This window comes from Microvirga sp. 2TAF3 (assembly GCF_052114965.1).
Lineage (GTDB): Bacteria > Pseudomonadota > Alphaproteobacteria > Rhizobiales > Beijerinckiaceae > Microvirga.
The window spans coordinates 457,633-469,744 of sequence record NZ_JBFRFT010000001.1; the positions used below are offsets into that span (position 1 = coordinate 457,633).

Below are 12,112 nucleotides of genomic sequence, written 5' to 3' on the forward strand. Positions count from 1 at the left end.
GAATGACCGATACGAAAAATCCGGGCGACAAGACACTCCATGTGTCGTCCAAGACGCTTTCATTGAAGCGACCCGTCGAACAGGGCGTGGTGCGTCAGAGCTTCTCCCATGGCCGCTCGAAGGCGGTCGTGGTCGAGACGGTGAAGCGTCGCCCTGTTGGACCGGGCGGAGCGCCGGAGCAGAAGGCTGCGCCGCCACAGGCCGCGGCCCCGGTGACGGCTACGCCGAAAGTGGCCCCTCAAGGTCGTCCGCAACGGGGCGGCCCTTCCTCCAACGCGCCTCGTTCCGGCGTAGTGCTGCGGACGCTCTCCGATCAGGAGCGCGATGCCCGCGCCAGCGCGCTGGCCGATGCGCGCCGCCGCGAGGAAGAGGACCGCAAGCACCAGGAGGAAGAGGCCAAGCGTCGCGCCGAGCGCGAGGTGGCCGAAGCCAAGGAGCGCGCAGCGGCAGAAGCCCGCAAGCAGGAAGAGGATGAGCGTCGCCGCCAGGAAGACGAGCGCAAGCGCGTCGCCGAGAATCAGGCCCGCCGCCGCCTCGGAGAGGAGGCCGCGCCTGCCGCACAGGCTCCGCGTCCGAGCACCGGTGCGGCGCCGCAGGGCGCACGCAGCGAGAGGGGTCCTTCCGACCGCTCCGGCGACCGCGGCTTTGGCGACCGGCCCCGTCCGAGCGGTGACAGACCCCGTCCGGCCGGCGACCGGCCCGGCGGTGATCGCTCGGGACCTCGTCCGGCTGGCGCGGGTCCGCGCCCCGGTTTCGGCGGTCCCCGCAGTGGTGGCGGCACGACCGGAGGTCGTCCGCCGAGCCTGAATCACATGGCCCGTCCCGCTCCCCCGGCCGTGCCCGATCCGACGACGGCCAAGCCCAATACCCGCACGGCTCCGCCAGTGGCGGCCCGCGCCGTCGAAGTGGATGACGAGGACGGTGCGCGCATTGTCCGGCGTCCCGGCGTCGCAGCCAAGCCCGCTGCCCTGCCGAAGACGCCGAAGGCCGCTCCGGGCGAGGAAAGACGGCGTGGCCGCCTGACCGTGACCGCAGCGACCTCGGGCGAGGACGAGCGCACCCGCTCGGTCGCGTCCTTCCGTCGCCGCACGCAGCGCCTGACCGGTCACCGCCAGGTCGAGCAGAAGGAAAAGATCGCCCGCGAGGTGATCATTCCCGAGACGATCACCATCCAGGAACTCGCCAACCGCATGTCGGAGCGGGCCGTGGACGTGATCAAGATGCTCATGAAGCAAGGCCAGATGCACAAGATCACGGACGTGATCGATTCGGACAGCGCCCAGCTGATCGCCGAAGAGCTCGGCCATACGGTGAAGCGCGTTGCGGAATCGGACGTGGAAGAAGGTCTCTTCGACACGCCGGACGTGGACGAGAACCTCGAGTCGCGCCCGCCGGTCGTCACCATCATGGGCCACGTCGATCACGGCAAGACTTCGCTGCTCGACGCCATCCGCAAGACCAACGTGGTCTCCGGCGAAGCCGGTGGCATCACGCAGCATATCGGCGCCTATCAGGTGACCTCGCCGCTCGGCGGCAAGATCACCTTCATCGACACCCCCGGCCACGCAGCCTTCACCGCCATGCGCGCCCGCGGCGCCAAGGTGACGGATATCGTCGTGCTGGTCGTGGCTGCCGATGACGGCGTCATGCCCCAGACGGTAGAGGCGATTTCCCATGCCCAGGCCGCAGGTGTGCCGCTGATCGTTGCGATCAACAAGATGGACAAGCCCGACGCCAATCCGCAGCGGGTCCGTACCGAGCTGCTCCAGCACTCGATCGTCGTCGAGTCGCTGGGGGGCGAAACCCTCGAATTCGAGGTATCCGCCAAGACCGGCCAGGGCCTCGATGTCCTGCTCGAAGGCTTGCAACTGCAGGCCGAAATTCTCGATCTGAAGGCAAATGCGGATCGTTCGGCGGAAGGCACCGTCATTGAGGCGAAGCTTGATCGCGGTCGCGGCCCCGTCGCCACCGTTCTCGTCCAGCGCGGCACGCTGCGCACGGGGGACATCGTGGTGGCCGGCGCCGAATGGGGTCGCGTGCGCGCCCTCATCAACGATCTCGGCAGCTCCGTGAAGGAGGCAGGTCCCTCCGTCCCGGTCGAGGTTCTGGGCTTCAACGGCACGCCCGAGGCGGGCGACCGCGTGGCGGTCGTCGAGTCCGAGGCCCGCGCCCGCGAAGTCACCGAGTACCGTACGCGCCAGAAACGCGAGCGTCAGGCGGCCCGCATGGGCGCAGCCGGCCGCACACTGGCCGACATGATGCGCGATCTGAAGGCCGGAGCAGGCCGTAAGGAATTCCCGCTCGTGGTCCGGGCCGACGTGCAGGGTTCGGCGGAAGCCATCATCGGCGCGCTCGAAAAGCTCGGCACCGAAGAGGTTGGGGCCCGTGTGGTCCAGGCCGGTGTCGGCGGCATCTCGGAATCGGACATCACGCTCGCGGAAGCCTCCGGCGCCATCGTGCTCGGCTTCAACGTGCGCGCCCACAAGGAAGCGCGCGAGGCGGCCGAACGGGCCGGCGTCGAGATCCGCTACTACAACATCATCTACGACCTCGTGGATGACGTGAAGGCGGCGATGTCGGGTCTTCTCGCTCCGACGCTCCGCGAGGAGCGGCTCGGCGAGGCGCAGATCCTCGAAGTGTTCAACGTATCGAAGGTCGGCAAGATCGCCGGCTGCCGCGTCCTCGACGGCGTGGTCCAGCGCGGCGCCCATGTCCGCCTCATCCGCGACAACGTGGTCATCCACGAAGGCCGCTTGAGCCAGCTCAAGCGCTTCAAGGACGACGCCCGCGAGGTCACGGCCGGCCAGGAATGCGGCATGTCCTTCGAGAACTACCAAGACATGCGCGTCGGCGACCTGATCGAGTGCTATCGTGTGGAAGAGGTGAAGCGGTCGCTCTAAGCCCGTTTCCGACCCCTTTTTCAAAGTCTGAAGTCAATCGTCATGGCCGGGCCAAGCCCGGCCATGACCCCTTTTGAATGGTCCGGTTCAACTCCGGAATGTGACGATGGCCAAACGTTTCGAACAAAATACCGGCCCCTCCCAGCGCCAGCAGCGCGTGGCCGAACTCGTGCGCCATGCGCTCGCCGAAGTGCTGTCGCGCGGCGACCTGCAGGACGACGTGCTGACGAAGCACGTCATCACGATTCCGGAAGTGCGCATGTCGCCGGACCTGAAGCTCGCCACCGCCTATGTCATGCCGCTCGGCGGCAGGGACGAACAGGCGGTGATCAAGGCGCTCGACAAGAACAAGAAGGTCCTGCGCCAGGAAGTGGCCCGCCGGGTGAATCTCAAATTCGCGCCGGACCTGCGCTTCCTCCGCGACGAGACCTTCGACGAGGCCGCGCGGATCGATGCCCTGCTGCGCACCGAAAAGGTCGTCCGCGACACGGCCAAACCCTCTCCCGACGACGACAACGACGAGTAAGGTTCATGACGGAAGAACGACCGCAGCGGCGTCCGCAACACGACCGCCCGAAGAAGCGCGACGTCAACGGATGGATCATTCTCGACAAGGGCGTCGGCATGACCTCGACCCATGCGGTCGCAGTGGTCAAGCGCGGCCTCCTGGCCAAGAAGGCCGGCCATGCGGGCACCCTCGATCCGCTCGCCTCCGGCATCCTGCCGATTGCGCTCGGCGAGGCCACCAAGACAGTGCCTTTCGTCATGGACGGGCGTAAATCCTATGTGTTTACCGTCGCCTGGGGCGCGGAGACGAATACGGACGACGCGGAAGGCGAAGTGGTCGGGCGCACGGACCAGGTTCCGGAGCCTGCTTCCATCGAGGCCCTTCTTCCGCGCTTCACGGGCTCGATCCAGCAGGTGCCGCCACGCTTTTCCGCCATCAAGATCCAGGGCGAGCGCGCCTATGACCTCGCCCGCGACGGCGAGGTGGTGGAATTGCAGGCCCGCACCGTGGAGATCGACCGCCTGGCGCTCGTCCACCACGAAGGCAACCGCTCCGTGCTCGAGGCCGATTGCGGCAAGGGAACCTATGTGCGCGCCATCGCCCGCGATCTCGGCCGCGCGCTGGGCTGTCTCGGCCATATCGCGGCCCTCAGGCGCACCCGCGTCGGGCCGTTCACGGAAGCCGATGCGGTAGTGGTCGACGATCTCGCCACCGACCCGGCCGCCTTACGCCCCGTCGAAACGGCCCTGAGCGAAATCCCCTCGATCGCGGTCAGCCGCGACATGGCGGGACGCCTAATGCGCGGCCAGTCGATCATCCTGCGCGGCCGGGAGGCCCCGCTGTCGGGCAAGGTCTACGCCACCTGCAATGGCGTTCTCGTCGCTGTCGGCGACGTGGAGCGCGGCGAATTGGTGCCGCACCGGGTGTTCAATCTGGGGGCGTAAGAGGAAAGCGCTGTTTTTCCTCCCCCTTGCAGGGAGGGATCGAGGGTGGGGGTAGCAAAGTCAAAGCGCGTCTTCATTCGCGTTGATCATGACAGCCGATACCGCGCCTTACCGGGTCGTTCTCTCACCCGGCCGTTCCACCCCACCCTAACCCTCCCCGCAAAGGGGAGGGATTAAGCGGCGCAACCTCTTGGCTCCGCTTCACAATAACGAAATCTCTAGCACTCACACCGTTTTCGTGTATGGTGCGCCCACTTCCGGCAGGCTTGGCCTGCTGGATGCGCCCGAGAGAGCAGACCGCGCTGGACGACATCCCGGCCCGGCCCGTCTCGGGAAAACCGGACCTTCAGCCCTTCCAAAGGGTAAGGTCATTTCTTAAATCCAACTGAAAGGATTGACGATGTCGATTACGGCTGAGCGCAAGAACGCGCTTATCAAGGAATTCGCTCAAAAGGCCGGCGATACGGGCTCCCCCGAGGTGCAGATCGCCATTCTGACCGAGCGGATCAACAACCTGACCGGCCACTTCAAGACCCACGCCAAGGACAACCATTCCCGTCGCGGTCTCCTGAAGCTCGTGTCCCAGCGCCGCTCCCTCCTCGACTATCTGAAGAAGAAGGAAGAGAGCCGCTACAAGACCACCATCGAGAAGCTCGGCATCCGCCGTTAAGCTTTTCGTTTAACATTCCGTCCGGAGCCCGGCTCCGGACGGCCTCTCGACGCCGGCGGATCGACCCCCGCGTCCTATGAAAAGAGGCGGATGACGCGATGACCATGGCAGGATCGCAAGGGGCTTGCAGAGGCGGGTTCACCCGCTCAAGGAGCCTCTTGCCGTCTTGCTCATGGCATCGAGCCCCCGCCGTGTCATGAAAGACAAAACGATGTTTGATGTTCAACGCGAAGAACTGATCTGGGGTGGGCGCAAGCTCACGCTCGAAACAGGCAAGATAGCCCGTCAGGCCGACGGCGCCGTCGTCGCCACTTACGGCGAGACCACCGTTCTCGCCACCGTCGTCTCGGCCAAGGAGCCGAAGCCCGGCTTCGACTTCTTCCCGCTCACGGTAAATTACCAGGAGCGCACCTATGCCGCCGGCCGCATTCCGGGCGGCTATTTCAAGCGTGAAGGCCGTCCGACCGAGAAGGAGACCCTGGTCTCCCGCCTCATCGATCGCCCGATCCGCCCGCTTTTCGCTGATGGCTACAAGAACGACACCCAGGTCGTCGTGACCGTGCTCTCGCACGATCTCGAAAACGATCCGGATATCGTCGCCATGGTGGCGGCCTCCGCTGCGCTGACCCTCTCCGGCGTGCCTTTCATGGGCCCGGTGGGTGCCGCCCGCGTCGGCTATATCGGCGGCCAGTACAAGCTGAACCCGCCGCTCCAGGAGATGGATGAATCCTCTCTCGATCTCGTCGTCGCCGGCACCGCCGACGCCGTGCTGATGGTCGAGTCCGAGGCCAAGGAACTGGCCGAGGACGTGATGCTCGGCGCCGTGATGTTCGGCCACAAGCACTTCCAGCCGGTGATCGAGGCCGTCATCCGCCTCGCCGAGAAGGCCGCGAAGGAACCGCGCGACTACCAGCCCGCCGACATGTCGGACGTGGAGAAGGCCGTTCTCGACATCGCCGAGAAGGACCTGCGCGAGGCCTACAAGCTCACCAAGAAGCAGGACCGCTACGCCGCCATCGACGCCGTGAAGGCGAAGGTGATGGAAGCGCTGCTTCCGGCCGAAGGCCAAGAAGGTTCTCCGGCCAAGTTCGATCCGGAGAAGGTCAAGTCCGCCTTCAAGGAAGTCCAGGCCAAGGTCGTGCGCTGGAACATTCTGGACGAGGGCAAGCGCATCGACGGCCGCGATCTCAAGACTGTGCGCCCGATCGTCTCCGAAGTCGGCGTTCTGCCCCGCACCCACGGTTCGGCGGTGTTCACCCGCGGCGAGACGCAGGCTCTCGTGGTCGCCACGCTCGGCACCGGCGAGGATGAGCAGTACATCGACCAGCTCGAGGGCACCCGCAAGGAAACCTTCCTGCTGCACTACAACTTCCCGCCCTACTCCGTCGGCGAGACGGGCCGCATGGGCTCGCCCGGCCGCCGCGAAATCGGCCACGGCAAGCTCGCCTGGCGCGCCATCCACCCGATGCTGCCCCCGAGCCACGAGTTCCCCTACACGATCCGCGTCGTGTCGGAGATCACCGAGTCGAACGGCTCCTCCTCGATGGCTTCCGTCTGCGGCGGCTCGCTGGCGCTGATGGATGCGGGCGTTCCGCTTCGCCGTCCAGTGGCGGGCATCGCCATGGGCCTCATCCTCGAGGGTGAGCGCTTCGCGGTTCTCTCCGACATTCTCGGCGACGAGGACCACCTCGGCGACATGGACTTCAAGGTGGCCGGAACGGATCAGGGCATCACCTCGCTCCAGATGGACATCAAGATCGCCGGCATCACCGAAGAGATCATGCGCGTCGCGCTCGATCAGGCCAAGGACGGCCGCGCCCACATCCTCGACGAGATGAACAAGGCCCTCACCGCACCGCGCGCCGAACTCGGCGAGCACGCTCCGCGCATCGAGACCATGCAGATCCCGGTCGACAAGATCCGCGAAGTCATCGGTTCGGGCGGCAAGGTCATCCGCGAGATCGTGGAGAAGACCGGCGCCAAGATCGACATCAACGACGACGGCCTCATCAAGATCGCCTCCGCCGACGGCAAGTCGATCAAGGCCGCCTATAACTGGATCCGCTCCATCGTCGCCGAGCCCGAGGTCAACGTGATCTACGAGGGCACGGTGGTGAAGGTGATGGAATTCGGCGCCTTCGTGAACTTCTTCGGTTCGCGCGACGGTCTCGTCCACATCTCCGAGCTCGCCAAGAACCGCGTCGGCAAAGTCACCGACGTGGTCAAGGAAGGCGACAAGGTGAAGGTGAAGTTCCTCGGCATGGACGAGCGCGGCAAGGTCCGCCTCTCCATGAAGGTCGTCGACCAGGAGACGGGCGAAGACATCACCGAGAAGCTCAAGGCCGAACGCGACGCCGAAAAGGCCAAGCAGGCCGCCGGCGAGTAAGGCTCGAAACCTTCGGGTTCATGAAGGGGCGCGGCGCGAGCCGCGCCCTTTTCATGTAAGAGCCTTTGCAGCCGAGCCGCCTTGATCGGAGATATCGCCTTTCGTATATATGTATATCGAAAGGAATATATCATGTCCTATCTGATCAGGGACGAAGCCGTCTTGCGGAGTCTGCGGGGGTTGGCGAAGCGCCGAAAGGCGACCGTCGCCGACGTCTTAAGAACCGCCGTGGATCGGGAAATCGCCGCGGAACGGGACAAGCTGACGGTTCACGAGAAACTCGCGCCCGTGCTGGCGCGAATCCGCGAGATCTCCAAGCCGTCGCAGACGACCATCGAGGAACAGAAGAAATACTTCGACGATTTGTGGGGCGAAGACGATGTTCGTTGACGCCTCGGCGGTGCTCGCGATTTTTCTCGGCGAGCCCGATCAGGATGAGATCCTCGACCGGCTGGAGAATGCCAATACGCCTTTGACGATCTCCCCGATTGCCGTCGCCGAGATCGTGATGAATTTCGCCGACAAGGGACAAGTCAGCGTCGAACAGGCGGTTGAGGCGACACAGGCCTTCATCAAGGCCCTTAACATCCGCAACGTTCCCATCACGCCGGAGATCGGCATCGGCGCAATCCGGGCTTTCGCCAAATATGGACGCAGGCGCCACAAGGCCAGCCTGAACATGGGCGACTGCTTTTCCTACGCCTGTGCGAAGAACTACTCAATACCGCTGCTCTACAAGGGTAACGATTTCATTCATACGGATCTGAAATAAGGGGCAGCGTCATGACCACCATCACCACCCTCGACGCCCTCGAATCCCTTTATGGCGAGGTCGGGGAAGCCTCGCGCATCAAGGAAACCGACCGGGTCGTGCCGGTCTATCGCGCCTTCATCGAGGCTTCGCCCTTCGCGGCGCTCGCGACGCGCGGGCCTGAGGGTCTCGATTGTTCGCCGCGCGGCGACGGGCCGGGCTTCATCCGGGTGGCGGACGAGAAGACGCTACTTTTGCCCGACCGGCGCGGCAACAACCGTATCGATTCGCTTCGCAACATTGTGCGCGATCCGCATGTGGCGCTGCTTTTCATGATCCCGGGGATCGGCGAGACGTTGCGCGTGAACGGACGCGCCGCGATTTCCGTGGACCCTGCCCTGCTCGAAAGTTTCACCGTCGACGGCAAGGCGCCGAAATCCGTCATCGCGATCAGTGTCGAGACGGTCTATTTCCAATGCGCCCGCGCGATCCTGCGCTCCGAGCTGTGGAACCCGCAAAAGCACGTGGCGCGTAACAGCCTTCCGAGCGCGGGCCAGATCCTCGCGGCCTTGAGCGAGAACCGGTTCGACGGCGAGGCTTACGACGAAGCGCTGCCCGAGCGGCAGAAGACGACGCTTTACTGAGCTTTCATCCTCTACTGCGTTTTCGCGGCCGAAAGCGATTCGGCCGTTTGCAGATGTTTCTGCAGCGCCGGCAGGGTTTCGCTGGCATAACCGGCAACCGGATCGTTCTGCCGTTTGGCCTCTCGCTCGTATTCCGCCACGTCCTTCTTATGATCCGCCACCATATCCTTGATGAATTCACGATCGAAGGCAGCGCCCGAGAGCTTGGAGAGTTTCTGGTAGGTCTCCTTCTGCTCCTTGCTGGGCTCCGTCGGCGGCGTCACGCCCATGGAGCTCGCGACGGACATGGCCTTCTGGTTTGCAGCGGAATGATCCGTCTCGAGCATGCGTCCGAAATTCTTGACGCCGTCGGTGTTGCCCTTCTGCTGGGCGAGCTGGCCCACGGAAACCTCCGCCAGATTTCCCTCGATCGCCTTCTTGAGAAAGGCTTGGTTCGGCGAATCCTTGGCCAGGGCATAGGATGAAACTGACAAAGCGGCGGCAACGGCCAGGCTCACGATCATCGTCTTCGACATGATGCACCTCGTTTCGGAACATGGACTCGGATACGCATCACAGGTGCCCGGTGAACGGCTACAGGCCGAACCGGTTCCCTGTTGTTGAAGAGCCTCGTCGATCCGAAAGAAGTTGGCGCCAAGCCCTTTACGCTGCGCTGCCTAACGGCCAAAAGAACATCCTTTGCGATTGAAAGAGGCACATCATGACGATTCAGCGCATCAAGCCCGGCCAGCGCATGAGCGGCGCCGTCGTTCACGGCAACACCGTCTATCTCGCGGGTCAGGTGGCGGATAAGTCCGCCGGTCAGAGCGTCGCGGAGCAGACCAAGGAAATTCTGTCCATCATCGACGGGCTGCTGGAACAGGCCGGCACCGACAAGTCGAAGCTGCTGATGGTCAATATCTGGCTCACCGACATGTCCACGTTCCAGGAAATGAACGGCGTGTGGGATGCCTGGGTCTCCCAGGGCAACACCCCTGCCCGCGCGACGGTGGAAGCCAAGCTCGCGGCACCTCAGTTCAAGGTCGAGATCGCCGTCATCGCGGCGAAGTAAGCACTGAAAACGAAGCGGGCCCCAAAAGGGGCCCGCTCCAACATTGCGTTCAAGGCTTTCTTACGGACAGGCGTGACGCAGCCCGTCATAGCCGAGATAGGTTCCCGACGCCGGATCGTAGGATTTGAAGCGCTGGGCGCAATAGGCCACCGCGCCGTTCGGCGACGTGTAGACGGGCGCCGCCTGGCTCTGGGCGATGGCGCCGCCGATGATCGCGCCGGTCGCGAGACCGATGGCGCCGGCCGCGGCCGCCGAACCGTAATCGCGGCGATAATAGCCGGGACGGCCGTAATAATAGCCGCGCCCGTAGTAGGGACGCGCTACATAGCCCGGCCGGCCATACCAGCCATTACGGTCGCGCCATTGCGAATAGCTTGTCTGCAAGTCACCGTTCTGCAGAGCCATGAGAGGCTTGGTGGCCTGAGGCCTGGCAACCTGAGGTTTGGCAACCTGAGGTTTGGCGGCCTGTGTCGATTGTGCCTGGGCCGGCTTCGCATCGGCCAGAACGGCCGCCGAGCCCAAGGCCAATGTTGCGGCAACAGCCATCAGTACTTGACGCATAGCAAACTCCTTCCTGCATCATCGAACGTCTTTTGAAAGAACCCGTTCCCTATGGCAGGAAGAAATGTCCCGAAACTCGCAGTTTTGTGAGTTTAAGGACATTGTTGCAGATCGACCGCTATTTTTCCGCAAGAAGATCGTGACGCTGTACAGATATCAAAGCTTGCCGCACCGGGTTTGGAGCTGGAATTAAACATCGTTCAACTGAAAGGCGAGGAATCCGTTCGGATTCCTCGCCTCGATCATTCATGTTCTCCTTGAAGCATGACCCTTTCCAAAAATCGGTTTCAGATCATGCTCGCTTGAGTCCGCTCTCAGGGGCAGCGACGCTGCCGGCCGTCGTAACCGGTATAGGTTCCGGTCGCCGGATTATAGGACCTGAAGCGCTGGGCGCAGTAGGCTGAGGTACCCTGCGCCGCGATGCTGCCCGTCACCAGTCCCGCTGCGGCAGCGCCGTAATACGGACGATAAGTGCCGTAATAGGGACGGTAATACGCGCCACGGTAATAGGGACGGCCATAGCCGTATCCATACCGGTACCCATAGGGCCGGCCATAGCCGTATCCGTACCGGTACCCATAGGGCCGCGCCACTCCCGCGCGGTAGACGCCGGTGCGGTAACCGCCGCGATAGGCTGCCCCCCGGTACGCTCCGCGATACCCTCCCCTATGAACGGCGGCGCGGCCGCCATGATAACCGCCGACGCGCCGCACAGCGGCATAGCGCGTCGTCAACTGGTCCTGTTCAAGGAGTTGCAACAGGTTCTGTTTCGTCAAGGAAGCCGCTTGGGAGGCGGGTTGGGATGCCACTTGGGCGGAGGCCGTATTGGCGAGGAAGGATGCCGGGAGAAGCACGGCTGTGGCCAAGGCGGCAATGATCAGCTTTCGCATGGAATCGCTCCTTTCATTGCGCATTTCGCCATGGGCGAGCGTTGCGTCACGAGGACGCGACGCTCTGATAAAACCGATGGGCCTGCCCAAAGGTCCATCAAGATAGCGTCAACGGCAAAGATGCTCCCGCCCGTCAGTCCCCCAAAAGGTATTGGATTCCGGGTTATAGGTGGGATAGCGGCGCGAGCAGTAGCTGATCCAGGTCTGACCGGGCCAGTCCGGATAGGCGTTGGTGTGAAGCGGTCCGGTCGGCGTCGCCACGCCTCCCGTAGTGGTGGGCTCCTCGTAGCCCCTCGGATACCCGTATTCATAGCCGTAGGGATTGGTGGGGCTGTAATATCGCTGCGTCCGGGATCGCGGCGCGGTGTACTGTGCGTAAGCTGCGCTCCGGGTCAGGGTGGCGATCTTCTCGGGCGAGAAGGTCTGCGCAGAGGCAGACGCCGGTAACAGGGATACGCTCCCAAGGGCTGCCGCCGCCAGGGTTGTGAGAAGGGCCTTCATGGGAAGTCTCCTTGGACCGTGCGGGACACGAGGTCTTCCTTCGGACATAGTTCCGTTCCGCAAGCTCCGAACTGCCGTCATTCATCAGGATCGTTTCGATGAACGGATGGGCAGATCGCAACGACGGATTCCGCACGTCCGAAAAGTTTCTAGGGAATCCTCTCTCGGGTCGTTGACCTGCATCAACGACATGGCGCTTACCGCCGGCTGCGTCGTTGTGACCTGAAAATTAGCTTAAGTCCGGTCCCGTATTCTTAGAAACGGAACCGGGACCTCGTCTCTCGACGCACAGTCTCTTCGAAGATT

At 63.6% G+C, this 12,112-nt stretch carries 13 protein-coding genes; 9 read left to right on the forward strand and 4 right to left on the reverse strand.

Translation table 11 applies throughout. The annotated features are described in order from the left end of the window. Positions 1-2 precede the first annotated feature (2 nt). The 8 genes from infB (at position 3) to AB4Y97_RS02150 (ending at position 8,803) form a co-directional block, all read left to right on the forward strand. Positions 3-2,900: a translation initiation factor IF-2 gene (gene infB / locus AB4Y97_RS02115; protein WP_441997333.1), complete on the forward strand. Its 2,898-nt coding sequence runs from the start codon at positions 3-5 to the stop codon at positions 2,898-2,900. Between the two features lie 106 nt (positions 2,901-3,006). Continuing rightward, positions 3,007-3,426, forward strand: coding sequence for a 30S ribosome-binding factor RbfA (rbfA, locus tag AB4Y97_RS02120; RefSeq protein WP_441997334.1), 420 nt, complete (start codon positions 3,007-3,009; stop codon positions 3,424-3,426). Between the two features lie 5 nt (positions 3,427-3,431). After that, positions 3,432-4,352, forward strand: a complete 921-nt coding sequence (gene truB / locus AB4Y97_RS02125; protein WP_441997335.1) for a tRNA pseudouridine(55) synthase TruB — start codon at positions 3,432-3,434, stop codon at positions 4,350-4,352. Between the two features lie 400 nt (positions 4,353-4,752). After that, on the forward strand, positions 4,753-5,022 hold the full coding sequence (gene rpsO / locus AB4Y97_RS02130; protein ID WP_441997336.1) for a 30S ribosomal protein S15: 270 nt from the start codon (positions 4,753-4,755) through the stop codon (positions 5,020-5,022). A 211-nt stretch (positions 5,023-5,233) separates the two neighbouring features. Continuing rightward, positions 5,234-7,408: a polyribonucleotide nucleotidyltransferase gene (pnp, locus tag AB4Y97_RS02135; RefSeq protein WP_441997337.1), complete on the forward strand. Its 2,175-nt coding sequence runs from the start codon at positions 5,234-5,236 to the stop codon at positions 7,406-7,408. A 132-nt stretch (positions 7,409-7,540) separates the two neighbouring features. Beyond that, on the forward strand, positions 7,541-7,798 hold the full coding sequence (locus tag AB4Y97_RS02140; RefSeq protein WP_441997338.1) for a type II toxin-antitoxin system VapB family antitoxin: 258 nt from the start codon (positions 7,541-7,543) through the stop codon (positions 7,796-7,798). Then, positions 7,788-8,180: a type II toxin-antitoxin system VapC family toxin gene (locus tag AB4Y97_RS02145; protein ID WP_441997339.1), complete on the forward strand. Its 393-nt coding sequence runs from the start codon at positions 7,788-7,790 to the stop codon at positions 8,178-8,180. Before AB4Y97_RS02140 ends, AB4Y97_RS02145 begins: the two co-directional genes overlap by 11 nt. An 11-nt stretch (positions 8,181-8,191) precedes the next feature. After that, entirely contained in the window at positions 8,192-8,803 is a 612-nt protein-coding gene (locus AB4Y97_RS02150; RefSeq protein WP_441997340.1) for a pyridoxamine 5'-phosphate oxidase family protein, read from the forward strand. A gap of 11 nt (positions 8,804-8,814) precedes the next feature. On the opposite strand, the gene AB4Y97_RS02155 is transcribed toward AB4Y97_RS02150, so the two are convergent. Further along, positions 8,815-9,318 carry a DUF4142 domain-containing protein gene (locus AB4Y97_RS02155; protein WP_441997341.1) on the reverse strand — a complete coding sequence of 168 codons (504 nt, stop codon included), beginning with the start codon at positions 9,316-9,318 and terminating at the stop codon, positions 8,815-8,817. Between the two features lie 185 nt (positions 9,319-9,503). Between AB4Y97_RS02155 and AB4Y97_RS02160 the strand changes: the two genes are divergently transcribed. After that, positions 9,504-9,854, forward strand: coding sequence for a RidA family protein (locus AB4Y97_RS02160; protein ID WP_441997342.1), 351 nt, complete (start codon positions 9,504-9,506; stop codon positions 9,852-9,854). Positions 9,855-9,914: 60 nt separating this feature from the next. Here AB4Y97_RS02160 and AB4Y97_RS02165 read toward each other — a convergent pair whose 3' ends face one another. The 3 genes from AB4Y97_RS02165 to AB4Y97_RS02175 form a co-directional block, all read right to left on the reverse strand. Further along, positions 9,915-10,415: a BA14K family protein gene (locus AB4Y97_RS02165; RefSeq protein WP_441997343.1), complete on the reverse strand. Its 501-nt coding sequence runs from the start codon at positions 10,413-10,415 to the stop codon at positions 9,915-9,917. A gap of 314 nt (positions 10,416-10,729) precedes the next feature. After that, on the reverse strand, positions 10,730-11,305 hold the full coding sequence (locus tag AB4Y97_RS02170; RefSeq protein WP_441997344.1) for a BA14K family protein: 576 nt from the start codon (positions 11,303-11,305) through the stop codon (positions 10,730-10,732). Positions 11,306-11,413: 108 nt separating this feature from the next. Continuing rightward, positions 11,414-11,806, reverse strand: coding sequence for a BA14K family protein (locus AB4Y97_RS02175; protein ID WP_441997345.1), 393 nt, complete (start codon positions 11,804-11,806; stop codon positions 11,414-11,416). Positions 11,807-12,112: the final 306 nt, after the last annotated feature.